The sequence below is a fragment of the Sporomusa termitida genome (genome assembly GCF_007641255.1).
GTDB classification, from domain to species: domain Bacteria; phylum Bacillota; class Negativicutes; order Sporomusales; family Sporomusaceae; genus Sporomusa; species Sporomusa termitida.
On record NZ_CP036259.1, the window covers coordinates 3,163,217 to 3,182,236 of the forward strand.

Annotated in this window: 14 protein-coding genes; 3 read left to right on the forward strand and 11 right to left on the reverse strand. The window is 49.7% G+C overall.

The features are described from left to right. Nucleotides 1-50 precede the first annotated feature (50 nt). From SPTER_RS14945 to SPTER_RS14980, 8 genes are all read right to left on the reverse strand, one after another. The gene (locus SPTER_RS14945) at nt 51-1,430 is read right to left on the reverse strand and encodes a methyltransferase MtaB domain-containing protein (RefSeq protein ID WP_144351108.1); all 1,380 of its coding nucleotides are present in this window, start codon (nt 1,428-1,430) and stop codon (nt 51-53) included. Nucleotides 1,431-1,472: 42 nt separating this feature from the next. After that, on the reverse strand, nt 1,473-2,111 hold the full coding sequence (locus tag SPTER_RS14950) for a cobalamin B12-binding domain-containing protein (protein ID WP_144351109.1): 639 nt from the start codon (nt 2,109-2,111) through the stop codon (nt 1,473-1,475). A 349-nt stretch (nt 2,112-2,460) separates the two neighbouring features. Further along, nucleotides 2,461-3,123, reverse strand: a complete 663-nt coding sequence (locus SPTER_RS14955; RefSeq protein WP_144351110.1) for a corrinoid protein — start codon at nt 3,121-3,123, stop codon at nt 2,461-2,463. A gap of 14 nt (nt 3,124-3,137) precedes the next feature. Beyond that, complete coding sequence (locus tag SPTER_RS14960; protein WP_144351111.1) at nt 3,138-4,409, reverse strand: PocR ligand-binding domain-containing protein; 1,272 nt, start codon at nt 4,407-4,409, stop codon at nt 3,138-3,140. A gap of 58 nt (nt 4,410-4,467) precedes the next feature. Further along, nucleotides 4,468-6,309 carry an ASKHA domain-containing protein gene (locus tag SPTER_RS14965; RefSeq protein ID WP_144351112.1) on the reverse strand — a complete coding sequence of 614 codons (1,842 nt, stop codon included), beginning with the start codon at nt 6,307-6,309 and terminating at the stop codon, nt 4,468-4,470. Then, nucleotides 6,287-6,964 (reverse strand): DUF1638 domain-containing protein, encoded by a 678-nt coding sequence (locus SPTER_RS14970; protein WP_144351113.1) that lies wholly within the window; start codon nt 6,962-6,964, stop codon nt 6,287-6,289. Before SPTER_RS14970 ends, SPTER_RS14965 begins: the two co-directional genes overlap by 23 nt. A 266-nt stretch (nt 6,965-7,230) precedes the next feature. Next, on the reverse strand, nt 7,231-8,100 hold the full coding sequence (locus SPTER_RS14975; protein WP_144351114.1) for an MBL fold metallo-hydrolase: 870 nt from the start codon (nt 8,098-8,100) through the stop codon (nt 7,231-7,233). 59 nt (nt 8,101-8,159) lie between these two features. Further along, entirely contained in the window at nt 8,160-8,987 is an 828-nt protein-coding gene (locus SPTER_RS14980; RefSeq protein ID WP_170233289.1) for a polysaccharide deacetylase family protein, read from the reverse strand. Between the two features lie 218 nt (nt 8,988-9,205). Here SPTER_RS14980 and SPTER_RS14985 point away from each other — a divergent pair, with 218 nt between their 5' ends. Continuing rightward, nucleotides 9,206-11,791: a RyR domain-containing protein gene (locus tag SPTER_RS14985; RefSeq protein ID WP_144351116.1), complete on the forward strand. Its 2,586-nt coding sequence runs from the start codon at nt 9,206-9,208 to the stop codon at nt 11,789-11,791. Nucleotides 11,792-11,793: 2 nt separating this feature from the next. Here SPTER_RS14985 and SPTER_RS14990 read toward each other — a convergent pair whose 3' ends face one another. Continuing rightward, nucleotides 11,794-12,555 (reverse strand): 4Fe-4S binding protein, encoded by a 762-nt coding sequence (locus tag SPTER_RS14990; RefSeq protein WP_144351117.1) that lies wholly within the window; start codon nt 12,553-12,555, stop codon nt 11,794-11,796. A 53-nt stretch (nt 12,556-12,608) separates the two neighbouring features. Further along, complete coding sequence (locus SPTER_RS14995; RefSeq protein WP_144351118.1) at nt 12,609-13,052, reverse strand: MarR family winged helix-turn-helix transcriptional regulator; 444 nt, start codon at nt 13,050-13,052, stop codon at nt 12,609-12,611. Between the two features lie 413 nt (nt 13,053-13,465). Between SPTER_RS14995 and SPTER_RS15000 the strand changes: the two genes are divergently transcribed. Together SPTER_RS15000 and SPTER_RS15005 are read left to right on the forward strand one after the other, a co-directional pair. Beyond that, a complete protein-coding gene (locus tag SPTER_RS15000) occupies nt 13,466-14,671 on the forward strand; it encodes an ornithine--oxo-acid transaminase (protein ID WP_144351119.1) in 1,206 nt (401 codons plus the stop codon). Nucleotides 14,672-15,064: 393 nt separating this feature from the next. Further along, nucleotides 15,065-16,837 carry a hypothetical protein gene (locus SPTER_RS15005; RefSeq protein WP_211367291.1) on the forward strand — a complete coding sequence of 591 codons (1,773 nt, stop codon included), beginning with the start codon at nt 15,065-15,067 and terminating at the stop codon, nt 16,835-16,837. A 177-nt stretch (nt 16,838-17,014) separates the two neighbouring features. On the opposite strand, the gene SPTER_RS15010 is transcribed toward SPTER_RS15005, so the two are convergent. Beyond that, entirely contained in the window at nt 17,015-18,709 is a 1,695-nt protein-coding gene (locus SPTER_RS15010) for a two-component system sensor histidine kinase NtrB (RefSeq protein WP_170233290.1), read from the reverse strand. Nucleotides 18,710-19,020: the final 311 nt, after the last annotated feature.

Below are 19,020 nucleotides of genomic sequence, written 5' to 3' on the forward strand. Positions count from 1 at the left end.
TAACCCACCTGAAGCTAAGTTTTCTTTATCACACCCGCGCCTGTCAGCGGTCAGTCCAGCTCATACTCGGACGGAATAAACTTATCCAGTTCCAAATCGCCTTTCACTTCATGCCAGAATTTCTCTTCATCATCAGGAATAGCGGCCACCTGGTCATCCATAATGTCCAGCCAGTTCTTCTCCCGTTCGGCAATAAAGACTTCTTTGTTGTCGACGGCCTTTCTGATGGCATCAATGGCCAGCTTCGCCCCGGCTTTGGTCCTGAGGAAAGGTGTCTTGGCCTTGACCAGCTCCCTGCTGATGTCAAAGACAACGTCAGGCCGCAAAATATAAGCCTGCGGGTCCCATTTGGAGTCAGAGTCTGCCAGTAGATCCCGGAAGGTAATCCCATAGCCCTTTTGTTTAGCCACATTCATCAGCCGGCAATCATAAATCAACTGCTCAATCGAAACGACCGGGGCGATGTCAGACAAGAGCCGGACGTTAGTCACTGATTCATTGCTCCAGAGATCGGCCACCGCGGCGGCAATATTGCCGACAGCACTCAGGTGGGCGCAGGCCGCTGATTTTCCTTCCATAGCGATCGGAATACCGGCAATGGCTTTGGCGTACACGCCTTCATAACCACAATCCTTATTCGGACCAACCGCACCGGCTTCATAAGCAGCAAGGGTTCTAGCCGCACTGGCTACCCGTACTACCGCCGCGAACACATTGGGGATAAAACCTTTGTGGGCCAGGACCATCGCCGTATTGGCAAAGCCACAGGCAGTATCACCGGCAGCCAGAGCCCCATGCTCCGCCGAGATCCGTACAATGTGCTCCCACAGGAATTTCATATCGCGCGTACCCATAATCCCTAAGGCAAAGATAACCTTGGTCAGATCGGCATTCACCAGCGCCTCGTCATGGATCTCTTTGCCGCCGGTTGACTCAATGGCGATAAAGTCGGCTCCGCCTTTAGCGGAACCTTCAATTGTCCGCAGCAGATTATCAAAGATTTCGCCACTGCGCATCAGCGGCGGCCGCTTAAATTCCCGCACATCACCGGGCGTACTGCGCAGAGCGCTTTTCAACCCGTATTTGGCTTCATATTCAGACATGGCATTGCGCAGCAGATTACTGACTTCAATGCCCCATTCCGGGACAAGAGTCATCTCCGGCAGCATTTCAAATTCCACCACAAGCCCCGGTGCATACAATTCTTTCGCCCGTTTCAGCACCCCATTAATCATTTCACTGTAAATCTCTTTGATTTCCGGTATCGTGCCTGCGTTCACTTCCATCGGCGGCAGGGTAAAATTTAATTCCGGATAAATTTCACCGCCACCAATCACCATCCCGTTTTTGCATTTAACAGGATTGGGTGCACTGCCATAGACAAAATCGTTCAAAGAATTATAAGCCAGTTTATCATACGTTCTTGCCATTTTAATCTACCTCCCCAACTCTCACTGTACTTTACTGGTCCTTTATTGTTTCTTTGCCAGTATTTTTTTAGCAACATCCACGGCCACAACAGCGTCTTCCGCGTAATAGTCGGCTTTGATGGTCTTGGCATAGGTTTCACTGACAGGAGCACCGCCGATCATAAACACAAACTGGCTGCGCACGCCGTCTTTTTCAAATTCCTTGATTACGCTGTCCATATAAGGCATTGTTGTCGTAAGCAGGGCCGACAGGCAGACCATATCAGCCCCTACCTCTTTGGCTTTATTTAAAAACGCCTGGGCAGATACGTCTATCCCTAAATCATACATCTCAATCCCCGCACCCTTCAGCATCATCCGTACCAGATTCTTGCCGATATCATGCAAATCACCTTTTACGGTACCAATAACAGCCTTGCCGATAGGCTTAACACCGGTAGCCGTCAAAATAGGCTCCAGAACCTGCATGCCGGCATTCATGGCCTTCGCTGCCATTAACATCTCCGGTACATACACTTCGTTATTTTTAAACTTTTCTCCTACTACCGCCATCGCCTGAATCAAGCCTTCATTTAAGATTTCGGTTGGTGATACGTTCTGGGCCAGAGCATCAGACACCAGCTCTTTTACCTTGGCAGTACTTCCTTTTTGCACAGTAAGTGAAAGTTGATTTAGATCCATTTTTCTTCCTCCTCTTATTTTTTCGGTGATTTTCTTTTCAGTCCTCACACTCATTATGTCACAATGGCCATATATGCTCTGATCATCTGAAATCGGCGTATTCACCTCCTTCTGACATACCCTGTTCCATATATTGCCTTTAACTGTTTTCATTATAGCACTGTTTTTATTCTGAAAATTCGCAACAGCTATGTACTTTTGAGTGCAATCCGTGCATATTCATACTTGCGAAGAAAATCACAAATTAAATTCACCGTAACCGGTAATATTCGCAGCTAAAATAAAACAGCCGGCCCTTGCCAAAAGGGCCGGCTGTTTATGCCAGCAGACGGTCAATATCCATTTTAGTCTATGTAGCCAGTTTCCGTCTTAATACAATCTTATTTAGATTATGCTCCAAAAAGCTTTTGGCATCCTTAGCGCATTTAAAGTAACAATCGGCCCCGATAGCCCGGGCAAAGGCTTCATCCACCGGCGCCCCGCCGATGGCTACAATCATGCCCTGCCGCATCCGCGCTTCCTCTAAAGCATTGATCACCTTGCGCATTACCGGCATCGTCGTTGTCAGCAATGCCGCCATCATCAGGATCTCGGCCTTCGTTTTATCCACAGCCTGAATAAATTTCTGCGGCGTGACATCAATCCCCAAATCGACAATATGGGCACCGGTCCCCATTACCGTTAACTTTACCAGATTTTTGCCAATATCATGCAGGTCTCCGGCCACAGTACCAATCACGATGGTACCTGTTGTCGGCCGTTTGGCTCTATGTTTCAGCTGCGGTTCCAGGATAGTCAGGCCGGCATGCATGGCCCGCGAGGACATTAATACCTCAGGGACAATGACCCGCCTGTGGCTGAATTTATCGGCAACCAGGTCCATACCGACAATAAGCCCTTTTTCCAGTACGGCAAGGGCCGGATACCCCTGGGATAAAGCTTTGCAACAAAGTTCGATTACGGCTTCTGCATCGCCGGCCTTGACTTTCTCAGTAATTTCCGTATAAATCATGGCCCATCCCTCCGTTATGACAAACTATTACGATAAGTTAATGGTGCTACGCCGATATGTTTGCAAAACACCTTGGCGAAATAACTTTGACTCTGAAAACCAACTGACTGGGATACCTGGGCGACACTCAGTTCCGGCTTTTTCATCAGCTCAACGGCCTGCTCCACCCGGACCCGGGTAATATAATCATTGACAGTACAATTAAGCTCCTGCCTGAACAGGCGGGACAGATAAGAGGGGCTGATAAACAGCTGCGCCGCAACATCATCAATTTTAATCGACCGCGAAAAATTCTCCATGATAAAACTTTTCGCCTCATTGACCAGTCCGCTGTGTTTCTTATCCTCCAGCGACAGGCTTTGATCCAAAAATGCCGTCACCAGTTTTTGCATACGGGAAAAAAACTCTTCCATCTGACGGCAGTCATTAATCTTCTCGTTAAATTGCTGCAGCATAACCATGACGACCTCCGGTTCAGCACCGCCTTCGACCGCAGCGCGGGAGACCAGCGCGGCCAGTTCAACAATCCGCATTTTAATGGTCCTTTGATCACCGGTGGCTTTAACAAACAGTTGGGTCAGCAGTGTATGCAGATTTTTTTCCGCCCGGGTTTTATCACCAAGCCGGATATAACGAAGGAAGCTTCGCTCCCGCTGCAGATAGGTCCCATAATCATTTTCCTCTTTAGCGGTAGACCGCTGTTGTTGTTTGCGCTCCTCCAGCTCTTTGCGGATTCGCTGCTGGATCTTATAGGTATCAACTTTTTCCAGGACCAGCAAATCCCGCTGCATCAGCTGATTGACAGTAACATATAAAACATCGGCCGCCGCTTGAAAGCGGTCCGGGGCAATAATATCCAGCTGGTTTACTTTTATTTCCATCTCCGCAAAATCATCCACTTCCGGATTCAGTTCGCGCAGTTCCTGGTAAAAGAACCGGTCCGGTTTCCACAGCAGCACCTGGCTGCAGATAATACTGCCCAGCGAAATCCCCCGCAGGCTGATAGGTACTACCCAGATCACCAGGCCGGCACGGCAGCGGAAGAAATACGGTTCCTCCCACTTTGATGCCTCCTGCGTGGCCTGCTTGTAAGAAGCCCGGCATTTGGCCACGCCGCTGGGTTTACTGCGGATATAACGGCAAAACTCGCAACGCTCGGCTGTGGCAAACAACCCGAAGGACTCGCCGGCTTTATTGACAATTGCCACATGCAGCCCGGTTGCTTTCGAAAAATTCTCTAATACCTCCTGGAGATACTGGAGATCCACCAGATTTCTGTCAACCATCGCTCTACTCCACCCCAATCTGTCTCATTATCTATTTAGTCCATCGGGGTAAACCTGATCATATCTGGCAGGGGGCTATATACATGCTTTCCATAAAATACATACTAAACGTGGCGCTGCCCCCCAGTTCAACATGAGTAATATTATCAGCCTGCCGGCACAGGCTGTCGAACGCCCGCTGGTCTAACAGCGCCTTAACGGCCCCGGCATGAGCCGCATTGCCTGCTGTCTGGAGTTTATGCAGGCTCAGTTGCGGAATAAGGCCAATGTCCACCGTACTGGCCAAATTAAGATGGGAGGCAAAAGTACCGGCCAGCACGACTGAATCCAGTTCAGCCAGCCCCAGGCCGGCAATGTCGAGCAAGGTCCGGATACCGGCACAAACCGCCCCTTTCGCCAACTGCAGCTGACTGATATCACGCTGGGTTAATACAACATCATTGCCGTCGGCGCTATAGGCCAGAACAAACTCCCGCCCCTGCTGGCCCTCACGGATATGGGCAAGCAGTCCGGGACTCAGTCTGGCCCGGACCTCCGGCTCAGCCGGATTCCGAATGCCGCCCTGTTCATTGATGATACCGGCCTGGCGCATTTGCTGCACCGCTTCAATAAGCCCGGAGCCGCATAGGCCTGTCGCCGCTACCCCGCCGATGACGGCAACCGCCACCGACTGGCTGTCAATCATGACCCGCTCAATGGCCCCCGGCTGAGCCCGCATACCGCAGGTAATGCCGGCACCTTCAAAAGCAGGGCCTGCAGCAGTGGAGCAGGCCCACATCCGGGACCCGTCCTGCAAATACAACTCGCAGTTCGTACCAATATCAATTAACAGATGGCGCCCCGGCCGCAAAAGCTCCTCGGCCCCAAGCACGGCCCCCAGGGTGTCACCGCCGACAAACCCCCCTACATTGGGAAATAAGAGGACTTTAGCCTGAGGATTGAGGTCCAGGCAGGTTTCAGCGGCACTAAGCTCCAGGGCGGTGTTGCAGACCGAAACAAACGGCGACAGGGCCAAAAAGGAGACATCGAGTCCCAGAAACAAATGGTGCATCGTTGTGTTGCCCACCACCACCGCTTTATAGACTTGCTGACTGTCAACCGCGGCGGCCGCGTACACTTTCTGCAACAGGCCGTTAATGGTCCCGGTTACCGCCCGGCGCAGCAAATCACGGTTATGCTGGCTCTGATTCGCAAACTCGATCCGGGAAATTACATCAGCGCCATACAGGGTCTGGGCATTTTCCGCCGCCGCCAGGTGCATCAGGGTTCCTGCCGCCAAATCATACAGCGCAACAGCAATATTCGTGGTCCCGATATCGATGGCCACGCCGTAAACAGGCGGCTTATCGGTTCCTGGCAGCACCGCAAGAATGTGGTGCTGCCATAAAACGGCGGTAACCGCAAAATGGTCCTGTCTGAGTAAAGGGGCTAACGTTTGCAGTTGCGGCAGCCCAATCGTCACCTCAGTAAGCGAGTAGCCGGCCTGCAGTTTCGCCACCAGCCGGTCCCTGTCGCTGCGTTCATCAGCAAGAGTTGGCAGGTCCAGTTTAACTTGTGCCAGCAGCAGACCACAATGCTCGCAGCTGGCCTGTTCTGCCAAAAACAGGAGTGCGGTCTTGCGGTCAATGTGGCCGCCGGTGCCGCAGACCACATTCATCCCTTCAGCCGGCTGAACCTGGCAGGCCAGACGGATGCCAGTGGCAATCTCGCCGGCACTAAGCCGCTGATATTCCACTGCTGTCGGCTCCGGCGCCTGACCGGCTATACTGACTTTGCATTTTCCGCAGGTTCCCTTCCCATTACAGATATTGATTACAGGCAGATTCCGGCGGAGCAATGCCGCCATTAAACTTTCCCCCGGCAATACATTCACCGGTTCAGCATTTACCTTGATCTGCATACCAATTCCCCTCCTCCACTATTATCGGGTTGCCGGGAGCGACCCGGATCACATCAGGCAGCAGCTCTCTGTTAACCACTGCTGCCAGTAACGCAAGATCACCCGGCACTTCGCTAACCTTCCAGTTGAAGAACCCGGCAATCCGGTTGACCTGCTGCCGGCATTGCCTGAGTGTTTCGCCCTCACAGGTCCTGATAAATACAGCTTCCTCGTATTTGCCATACAATGTCTGAATCAGATACAGAGCATCCTCTTCGCCGTATTTTTCCAAATATTCCTGATATTCAGCATAGGGATCTCGTCCATATTTCAGCCAGCCCTGGCTGAAATAATAGACTGCCGGATTACGGGCGGAGAGTTGCTGCCGCCGCCGGTCTGAGCCCAGTAACAGGCTGACACAGTCATGGGCGGCCGGCACTACCATGGGTACACTGGCGGAAACCAGTCCCGCCAGCGCGTGCGAACACCGCCCATAGGTCAGGATAATCAGGTCATAGTTCTGACTGGCATCAATGCGCCGCTGGATTTCCTGGTGCAGCTCGTCGGGAAAGGCATGCCAGGAAAAATCGAGAAATTCACAGTCTACCGTGGCTGGAAGCCCTAACCCTGTTACTTCGTTTTTAGTGGCCTGGCAGCCAATTAACTTAATGCGCAATCCTCACCCCTCCACTCCCCGGCCGGCAATTGGCAATTTATTTATATGTAAAAATTATGCAGTTACAAATTAATGATATATAATTTCAATTTTAAAGTCAATTGCCATTCGGCTGCGGCTAATCCTTCGTCTTTTCTTAAAATCTGGCATTGATTTAAGGAAGATGAAGGATTAAGGACTAATTTTTATTGTGAAAACCCTTTAAAATTGCTGAAATAAAAGAACCGGCCTTGGAAAATTAATAACAAGCCGGTTTTTGATTCTTTTTATGTCAATAATCTTTTTGTTTTTAATACAGTTTTTATCATTCCCTGCGCATTTAAGGCAAAGGCGCTGAACGGCTGCTCCAGCCTGCTTTCCTCATCGCGAAAATTTTTCTCATATGCGGTTAAAATTTCTTCATTCGTATAGCCCTGCGCAAATAAACCAAGAATAAATTTTCTGGTGTCCCCTATTGCGGTCAGACATTTGTCCCAATACCCAGCCGCCTCCGCTGCACTCAGCAGACCGAGGTGGGGTGAAATAATAAAACGGGGATTGGCAGCCCTGCACTTATAAATAGAGTCAATGGCGTCGGTATAACTTGTTATAAAGCCTGGATACACCACACCGGCTTTACTCATATACCCGGTAGTTTCACTGGGAAACAACGTGCCGTTACTGAGCATAAAGGATAACGAGCATTGGGTGTGGCCTTTTGTTGCCAGCACGGTAATGCGCAACCCACCCAGTTCCAGCATGTCGCCATCATAGAGGCACTGGTCCACTTTCAGCAATGCATTGTCATATTCTGCCGGCATGGCAGCCCCATACAGCAGGGCGGCCTGCCGTCCAAGGTCCTTAATTGTCTGCAAGGCATTCTGCCTGTTTAAAATACGCATGGCATATTCGGCACCAAGCACCCTGGTGTCCGGCCAGGTCCCTTTCAGATAAGGGATGGCCCCGATATGGTCGTAATGGGAATGGCTGATCAGAATAAAATCTAATGAGCGTGCAGCCAGCACCTGCCTGATATTGTTAATAAGCTGACCCGCACAATAGGCCATGCCGCAATCAATCAAGGCTGTTTTTCTTTCTCCCAGGATTAAAAAAGCGTTGCCGCCTTTACCGCCGGTAACATCTACAATTCTATCCATTGGTTCACCTTGTCATCGTTTGTTTGTCGGATTAGGAGCATTTTCTCCTTAGCTATTTATTACGGTTCAACAACCTCAGGCAGATAATCCAGCAATTTGGCCGGCGTCGGCGGCCTGTTAAGCCGGGTAAGCAACAGTTCAAAATCAGTAGTATCAAAAATGGGAATCCGCCTTAGTAAAAAAACATGATCCCGGCCGGGTTTGTTCAGACCACTTAATACGGTAAAAGCGCCCTGATAACCGCTGGCTTCTGCCACTTCCCAGACAGGCAGGTTATAATAACCGTAGGGATAGGAAAAAAGCACTGCCGGCTGGCCGGCGATCTGTTCGAGCTGTCGTTTATTAACCCGGATTTCGCGCCTGAGCTCCCTGTCATTCAATTGGGTCAGGTCCCGGTGCGTCATGGAATGACCGCCGACACTAAAACCGGTTTGCGCCATAGCCCGCACCTGCCGGGCGGAAAGACGCCGGTCACTGTCAACATTGATTCCCACCACCAAAAAAACAGCCGTAAAGCCATATTTCTTTAAAACCGGTACAGCATTCACATAATTATCATCATAGCCATCGTCAAAAGTAAACATAATCGGTTTTTCCGGCAGCGATACCTGCCGGCCATGCATATAAGCAACCAATTGCGCCGGGGTAATGCTCTCAAAACCGGCTTGTTGCAACAGCCTGAGTTGCCGTTCAAACTCAGCGGCGGTAACTGTCAGGCGGGGTAAGCCGCCGTCATCGTTGCCGACATGATGGTACAGCAGGACAGGGATGCCCTCTTCCCCACCGGCGCTGGCGATCCCCCCCGGCAACAGCATTAACGCTGCCAGCATGAAACCGATCACTTGTTTCTTTAGCGTCAGCAAATCGCCCCGCCTAATCAATAACAAACACCTCAAGCTCAGTATACCAGTTTTAATGATTTTCGACAATGCTTACCCGGGCAGATTGCGCCCAGCGTTACAAGCGGGGAATTTTTCTGTGATCCAATAATATTATTGTTACATTTTTATTTAATATCAATTACAATATTGGTAATACATACAGTCAATAAATGAGAGCAGATTAGCCTTAATTCGGCTGTCAAACCAGGGGGAGGTCACGAACTGTGAAGAATACCAAAATAAGTATTGTCGTCTCTGGCGATATATGTGTAAATGTACATCAGTGGCAAACAAAACATCAGGGTCCGCAGGGGTTAAACTGGCAGCATTTCCCCCAGCTGCATCAGGACATCAAAGGCGGCACAGCGTTATTACTGGCCAAGCTTGTTGCTTTGTCGACAGGGGCGGCCATTCATTCCCCCGAACTGCAGGCTGAAGATAAAAACCTGCCGCCGGAGATTCTCCGCTCCACGCTGGAGCTGGGTCTCTTTCCCGTACAGCCGCAGGCAGATCAGCCTGACAGCGTCTACCGCATAACCCGTTTTCTTGGCTTTACCGGGCCTGCTGCCGGCCCTCCCGCCTTGCTGCCAATTACCGGTGATGATGTTCAGGCCCGACTGGTGATATTAGATGACAACAATGACGGCTTTAACGCCCGGGAAGAATACTGGCCGCTGGCCCTGAAGACGCCCGGCACATCGCCTGTTGTTATTTATAAAACCAACAACCCCGCCAGTTCCAGTCCAATTTGGCAGCAGATAGAAAAAACCCACCTGCAAAATACCATTGTCGTTATTTACGGCGACGATTTGCGGGCCAAAGGCGTTAATATCAGTCAAGGCCTCTCCTGGGAAAAAACAGCGCTGGAGTTTGTCTGGCAAATCAATAATAACCCCACCCTTGCCTATCTGGCCAACGCCCGCCACCTCATCGTCCCCCTGGGCCTGGAAGGCGCTGTCTATTATCGCAATGACGGCCTGGCTGCTGAATCGCGCTTGTTTTTCATGACCAATGAGTTTGAGGGCAGTTTCATTAAAGAGTCCCAGGGCAAAATGTACGGCCTCTCGTCCTGTTTTGTTGCCGGTCTTGCCCATAGTATTGCCGCCGGTATCCTGATTCAGGAGGATCTGACTAAATCAATCGAAGAAGGAATCCGCGAGGGAATTGTTGCGGCCCAGAAATACTATAACCTCGGTTTTGGCGCCAGCCTTCCGGAAACCGCCTTTCCTGATCCCTGTATATTTATCGAAAGCGAAAATGATTTTATCTATAAAGAACAAATTCAGGATGTTCCCATTCGCAATTCCAACAACCCCAAATGCCGGGCCTGCTGGTATATTATTAAAGACAAAAGCTCTAGCGGCCTGTCGGAGATTGCCTATGATATTGTAAAAAACGGCGAAAAGAGCGCCCTGAAATTTATCCCTATCGCCAGATTCGGCAACTTAATCACAGTGGACAGAACAGAAATTGAGGGTTACCGCAGCATTAAAAACCTTATCCTGGAGTACATCTCCGCCAAAAATATCACCCGGCCGCTCTCCATCGCCGTGTTTGGCACCCCGGGCTCCGGCAAATCGTTTGGTGTTACCGAAGTAGCCGCCACCATTGCCCCCGGCTTAATTCAAAAACTAAACTTTAATCTGTCCCAGCTGCAAAGCCTGGCAGACCTTATCGCCGCCTTTCACAAGGTACGGGACCTTGTCCTGGAAGGCAAACTCCCGCTGGTCTTTTTTGACGAGTTTGATTCAGCGTTCAATGGCAGCCTGGGCTGGCTGAAGTACTTTCTGGCCCCGATGCAGGACGGAGTATTCCGGGAAGGAGATTCGCTGCATCCACTCGGCAAAGCCATTTTCGTATTTGCCGGCGGCACCAGCAGTACCTTTACTGAGTTTTGCGGCGAAACACTACAGGATGAAGCAGAATACAAACAGTTCTTCAGGCATTTCCAAAGTGCCAAAGGGCCGGATTTTGTGAGCCGCCTGCGCGGTTATGTCAATATTCTGGGACCCAATCAGACCGATGAACAGGGGGACCATTTATTTGTGATTCGCCGGGCTATGCTGCTGCGTTCCCTGTTAGAACGCAAAACACCGCATTTGCTTAATGAACACCGGCAGGCGCAGATTGACGACGGCGTGTTGCGGGCCCTCCTGAAGGCACCAAGATATAAGCATGAGTCAAGGTCAATGGAAGCAATACTGGAAATGAGCCGGCTGTCCACAGCCAAAAAATGGGAACAGTCCCATCTGCCGCCGAAAGAGCAGTTGAAACTGCACGTAGATGAAGAACAATTTGCCCGGCACCTGATGCATGATGCCTTCTTTAGCGAAAAGATTGAACAGCTGGCGATGAACCTCCATCAAAAATCAGGTTATCTGCGGGAAGAGAATGACAATCCGGCAGCCAGTTGCCGGTGTCCCTGGGCTGACCTCAGGGAAGAGCATAAGGCTTCCGCCCGCAGCCTGGCCAAACACATTCCCAACGCCTTGCGCAAAATTAACTATGATGTTGTTTCTGTTAATGAAAAGCCGGCGCCCATCGAATTCTCCGCCAAGGAGCTGCGGATTTTAGCGGAATATGATCATAAACGCTGGTCACTGGAAAAAAAAGAAGCCGGCTGGAAGCACGGCCGGCTGTATAACGAACAAAAAAAGCTCCATCCATTATTGATTCCCTGGGATATTCTGACCGCGGAAGTACAAACCAAAATCATGGAGAATATTAAACACTGGCCGGAAATTCTGGCCGACGCCAGCTTCACGATTGAGCGCCTGAAGTCGCTGTGTTATTGCGAGACGCAGATCTGATCCTAAGCTAAGCCGACAGGACAATTCTTTAAACAGTTGAAGCACATATACTGGTTCCCTAAATAGGCGGCCTGCCTCAGCCGGGCATAATGTTCATCCACAAGCATTGCCTGTTGCTCTGCCGGTGATTTTCCCAAACGCTGCAGTTGAAACGTAATATCTGCCCCCAGGCCATAGGGCTGTGAATGGCTCAGACATTTCATAACATCGGTGCGGCCTTCCTCAGCCAAGGCTCCGGCCGGGCAGTTTTCCACACACAGATTGCAGTGAATGCAAAAGTCCTCATCACACCGGGCCGAGGGCCGTAAATCAAGATTGGTGATAATACTGGTAAAAATAACACGGGTGCCAAACCGGGGATGAATAACCAGATTATGCCGGCCGATTTTTCCCAGGCCGGCAGCAACTGCTGCATGGCGCTGGGAAAAATCGGCGATTGCCCGGCGGTCATTATGCATTTCAAAAGGATAAGAGATCGATATGGTAGCAACCTTGGCCTGGTATTTGTTCTCCAGCTGCCGTGCAATACGGTAGCTGGCCGTATGGGCAAAGGAGCCTAAATCCAGATACCCGTTTTGGGCTGCGCTCATACTGGGGCTTTCACAACTTGTCAGCGGTTTAAAGGCCAGCACAATGACCGATTTCGCATCAGGCAGAAACTTGGTAATGGCATATGACTTGGGGCTTTGATAGTCAGCAGCACAGGCAACACCAACATCATCCACCCCTAACTCCAGAATATAATCTCTAATTTGTTGTTCCAATTCTCACCACTCCTTTTGTTTTACGTGTACATACACTCAATTTCAAAAAAAAATTACGGCAGCAGTGCCTCCAGTTTGGCAATCAGGTGATTAAACTGCTCAACCTCCGGCTCGCCCAGATATTGCCGCAAGGCTGCCTGGGCCTCGTCCCACAGGCCTGTCGCAATATTCACCGCCGATTTTCCCGCGGCGGTAAGGCTGATGTGCCGGGAGCGCGGGTCTGTGCCGGTATTCACGGTAATAAGACCAGCCTCAGTAAGCGGCTTCAGATTGCGGTTTAGCGTAGTCCGGTCAATACGCATAATTTTGGCAAGTTCACTGATTGTAACAGGCTCCACATGCTCAAGATACCGCAATAATGAATATTGTGTAACCTTAAGTCCGCTTGGCCCTAGAATCTGCTCATAAAACTCGGTTACCGCCCGGGAAGCCCGCCGTATATTAAGACACAGGCAGGGACTGGGGGTTTTAGGATAATAGCCTGTAACAGATTCCATTGCTCCAGCACCTTTCAAAGATATTTGCAAAACAAAGTGTATATGCACATATTTGTCTACTGCTATAATATAACCTAAATTACGGCCTGTCAATACTACAAAGGTAAAAAAAGGGGTATCTCCGCAGGTAATTCCAGCCTATTGCTAAATACCTAAGTTTCGTTAACCGTTAACAAAACGCAGAGCTTTTACAGGTCTGCGCCGGATAAGTAAAAAATACCTTAGCCTATAAGACTTCAGCTTAGGCCTTACCCATTCCTGAACAGGTGCCGGTGGGTTCGCCAGGGTTGGCCCTGACCTGCGGCGGGCTGTATATTTTGATCAGATACCCCGGAACGGCAGGATTTGGCCTGGCCATCATTGAACAGGTTACAGGAGAAGCAGCAATAACAAAGTTATAAGGGAGAGCGATTATGGTTATTTCCGATGAAATTATGCGCAGGACCGATTTGCTGGGAGCCCATAACTATCATCCCCTGGCAATAGTAATAGCCCAGGCAGCAGGGGTATGGGTGGAGGATCCCGAAGGCAACCGCTATATGGATATGCTTAGTTCCTACTCGGCCCTCAATCACGGTCACAGGCACCCGAAGATTATCAGCGCGTTAAAAGATCAGGCCGATAAAGTAACCTTAACCTCCAGAGCTTTTTATAATGATCAGTTATATCAGTTTTTTGAGCAGCTGGCCAGGCTCACCGGCAAGGATATGTTCCTGCCCATGAATACCGGCGCGGAAGCGGTGGAAACGGCAATAAAGGCGGTACGGCGCTGGGCTTATCGCCATAAAGGCGTGCCGGAGAATCAGGCCGAAATCATCGTCTGCACCGGGAACTTTCATGGCCGCACAATGACGATTACCTCCTTTTCCTCCGAACCTGAATACCAGGCCGGCTTTGGCCCCTTTACGCCCGGTTTTGTCCTGATTCCGTATGGTGATTTGGCCGCACTGGCGAAAGCGATAACTGCCAACACAGCCGCCTTCCTGCTGGAACCGATTCAGGGCGAGGCCGGCATTGTACTCCCCCCTGACGGCTTTCTCCGGCAGGCCTGCCAACTGTGTAAGAATAATAATGTCTTGTTTGTCGCTGATGAGATTCAGACCGGTTTGGGCCGGACGGGAAAACTGTTTGCCTGTGACTGGGAGGATGTCAGCCCCGATATGTACATACTGGGTAAGGCGTTAGGCGGCGGGGTGCTTCCCATTTCCGTCGTCGCCGCCGATAAAAGCATTCTGGGGTTATTTAACCCGGGCTCCCATGGTTCTACCTTTGGCGGCAATCCCCTGGCCTGTGCAGTGGCAATAGCCGCCCTGGAGGTGCTGGCCGAAGAAAACCTGGTGGAAAACTCGCTTACCCTCGGCCAGTATTTTCTTGACAAACTCCGGCAGCTCTCCAATCCGGTCATCCGCGAGGTGCGCGGCCGGGGTCTGTTTATCGGCCTGGAACTGACAGTACCGGCCCGGCCCTATTGCGAGCAACTAAAAAACAAGGGCTTGCTGTGTAAAGAAACCCATAAAAATATTATCCGCTTTGCCCCGGCCCTGACAATTACCAGGGAAGAAATAGACTGGGCCTATACCCAAATACAGCAATGTTTTGCCGAGTCTGCCAGTAAATAGCAAGCTGAAAAATCGCCTGCTTTCGGCCATTAAACCGAAGGACAGGCGATTTTTTCATTCGGAAAAACTGAGCTGTAGTACAAATTATTATCGGCCTTCCAATGCTTCGCTACTAACACCTGCTCAGTTTTTCTGCAAGCTGTATTGGTCAATATATCTACCAAATTATCCTGCATAACATATCGCATTATGTACTTACTCATCATAATATATATTATATGATAGAGATTATGAAACAAATAAAAGCGGCGGAAAACATAAACTTAAATTTGTCTCGTCATTATTACCCGCTTAACGGCAATGTACACGAAGACTATATACTTCTGAATGTAAAGCAACTATTGAAGTTCAATTCTATTGCTTATTCCATAGCGTAATGAGGGAGGAATATACTTGAGTACAATAGGTCTTCAACTGCAAAGGTTCTTAGATGGCACAGTTTCTTCAGGCTCCAATGTAATATTTGACACTATAGTAAGCAGTTTTGGTCTTGTAAGCTATAATGCACTTACAGGTGAAATAACAATATCCAAAACAGGGCGATATCTTATCAATTGGGGGGTTATAACGCAGTCAACCCTGGGAGCAGGTGGTTTATCTTTTTCAATAGTAACATCGCAAGGCGATAATTTGCCGGGAGATTCCCCCATAAAAACAGGGGAGATCATCGGCTTTGCACTTATCCAGGTTGATTCAGTACCGCTAACATTAAGTTTAGTGAATCAGTCACTGAACACCATAACTTACTCTTCTGTGATCCCTATTAAGGCTTTGTTAGTATTAGTTGAAGTACCTGAAGAAGAAGGTGTTACCGGAGCAACCGGCTCTACCGGTACGACAGGCGCTACCGGCGCTACTGGTGAAACCGGCGCCACCGGGGCTACCGGCGCCACTGGTGAAACTGGTGCCATCGGTGCTACTGGCGCTACTGGAGATGCTGGAGCCACTGGTGAAACTGGCGCCATCGGTGCTACTGGTGATACCGGGGCTACTGGCGCTACTGGTGCAGGGGCTACTGGGGCTACCGGCGATACTGGTGTTACTGGCGCCACCGGTGCTACTGGTGATACCGGTGCTACTGGTGATACCGGCGCCACTGGTGCTACCGGAACCACCGGTGATACCGGCGCTACTGGTGATACCGGTGCCATCGGCGCCACTGGTGCGACTGGTGATACCGGAACCACCGGTGCGACCGGTGCTACTGGTGATACCGGAACCACTGGTGATACCGGAACCACCGGTGCTACCGGTGCAACTGGTGATACCGGAACCACCGGTGCTACCGGTGCGACTGGTGATACCGGAACCACCGGTGCTACCGGTGCAACTGGTGATACCGGAACCACCGGTGCTACCGGTGCAACTGGTGATACCGGAACCACCGGCGCCACTGGTGATATCGGCGCCACTGGTGATACCGGCGCCACTGGCGCCACTGGCGCGACTGGTGATACCGGAACCACCGGTGCGACCGGTGCAACTGGAGATATCGGAACCACCGGTGCGACCGGCGCCACTGGTGATACCGGCGTCACCGGTGATACCGGCGCCACTGGTGATACCGGCGCCACCGGCGCTACCGGCGCTACCGGCGCTACCGGCGCTACCGGTGATACCGGCGCTACCGGCGCTACCGGCGCTACCGGTGATACCGGCGCTACCGGTGATACCGGCGCTACTGGTGATACCGGGGCCACCGGCGCTACCGGCGCTACCGGTGAAACCGGCGCTACCGGTGAAACTGGCGCACAAGGATTATCGGCATATGCTTATATATACAATACAAGTGACCAAGTAGTAGCTCTGGAAGCTGATGTTACTTTCGATGCTAACAGTAACCTCAATGGTATTTCTCATACCCCCTTAACAGCTTCAATTACCCTTGATACTGCCGGTGATTATGCAATATGGTTCGTAGTTGCAGGGGTAGAGCCAAACCAGTTTACCCTCTGCCTGAATGGCACTCCCATTACGTCCAGCACCTATGGCTCTGGCGCTGGTACTCAACCCAATCCAGGTATGGTGATTGTTACTGCCGGTGCCGGCGATATCTTAACTTTAAGAAATCATACTAGTACTGCGCCGATAACATTGCAAACACTAGCAGGCGGCACCCAAGCTAACGCCAACGCCTCTGTCCTGATTCAGAAAATCAGCAGCTAAAAAAACAACCCGGCACAGGGGAAAAACACGGTCATTAGTTGACCGTGTTTTTTATGTCCTACTGCTATTTTCCAGGGCTGAATCCACAGGTGCGGAAGCCTGGACCTCAGGGATCAATATCCTGCCAAATCACCTCAGCTGACCACCATGTACCAATAAATCGCTGCATTCGGCGCTTTAAGGAGTTGTCATTTCACACCCCATAGAATAAATGCCTACTTCCGGGCCGGACTTGGGTAAACGGCAGCATTCTTCCTTGACATTTGGGAAAAACATAATGAAAGTTGTCCCTTTATCGACCTCTGATTCCACCTTAATCGTCCCGGCATGCCCTTCAATGATATTTCGGCACACTGCCAAACCTAATCCGGTTCCATTCTGCTTTGAGGTATAAAACGGCTCAAAAATTTTGTTTAGTAATTCAGGTTGAATACCGGTACCTGTGTCCTGGATTATAAGATTTATACCACTCATAGTTTTTTCAGTGGAAATCCTGAGGATACCGCGGGGGCTCATGGCATCAATCCCGTTGCGGGCCAGGTTAAGAACAAGTTGCCGTATTTCTCTTGGATTGAGACGTAATGCTTCAGCCTTTTCGCACAGATTATACTCCAGCTCAATACCGTTTTTTAGTGCATCAGATAAAATAAGGGGGTACAGCGAGCGTAGTACCTCATTAATATCAAGGGGCGTTTTATCAATCAACCGATTCCTGGTAAGCGACAAAAAGTCTTCAATAATTCCATTCATCCGGTCTAGTTCTTCTAAGATAATCCCATAATATTCCTGCTGGTCCTCCCGGCATTTCCTTTGTAATAATTCCACAAAACCTCTTATTGCACAGGCCGGATTCCGTAACTCATGAGCCATAGAGGCTGCCGTCTCACCAATTGCATTAAGACTCTCCAGCCTTGCCATTTCCTGCTTGGTCTTCTCAGCTTCGGATATATCATGATAAATTGCAATCGCACCGTTAACCCGGCCGGTATCGGCATTGATGATAGGTATCCCGTTTAATATCCAGTCGTAGCCAAGCTGTCTTAGGTATTCATTCCTAATCTCCTGTCCGTCCATTACCCGGGCAATAAAGCTTTTCTTGTATTCAATACCCAACTGACTGGATAATGCCTGAATGGATTCTCCAATTAACACTTCCCGGCTGTATGTGAAATATCTGTTATATAAATCCTGCATTGCTTTGTTCAAATTTGCGATACAACCGTTATCATCCAGTTCAATAATTGGCAACGGGCAAAGATCTATTAGGCAGGCAAGCTTTGAGCTTGCCTGCCGGTCTATCGCTTCCCTGCCTTCGGCCTCAGCATCACTGGTTAGACAGGATAACCGGCTGCTTTCAATTGTAAATTTGTAAAAAACCAAATATAGCAACGACATTAATAAAACCCAGACACCAAACACCAAAGTTAATAGCGTTGTTGTGTACTGACCAATCTCCTTATCCAGATAATCCAACATATAACCTGCCCGCATATGGCCGCTAAACTGGCCGTCAATATACAGCGGGTGGCTTATATATAGCACAGACTGTTCTTCCCAGCCTGCCGGTTTATCAAAAGAAATCCCAATGTCATACTCAGGGTTTTCCTTTGCTGTCTCTAATAAAAGCGGTTCATATAGGTTATTAAGAATAGCAGCCTTTTCTGCCTGATTAATTGCTAGTCCGTTAACCCTGCTAATGTCTTTGGTCAGATCGTCAGCATTAAGCTTTCTTTCAAGGGTTGAGGCTAATTTTAATAAACCAATCTGCTTATTTGTAATAAGCACATTCTTTTTTTCAGCTATTAAATAACCGGCTATAGCTGCGGCGGCTATAGTAATTACAACACTGACAATCAGATACGCCTTCCACATAATGTTCAAACGATGCAAACAAAACATCCCTCTCTTCCTTTATAGTTTACATCTCCATTAAAGTTGATCTTCTCGAAATGACTTGCCAATTACCATTACCGCTTATTAAAATTAAGGTTGCTTACGCAAACATCTGCCCGGTAAGCTGTTTACCGGACCTCCACCAACTTAATACTGTTTCCTGTCATTTTGCCGTATCGCCTAAAGAATACATCAAATACGTATCCCGACAAATCCCTAAAACCCTCATTATTTCAACATATAAACTTGTTCGTCATTATTATTTTAATTCCTTTATTTTCCAATGAGCA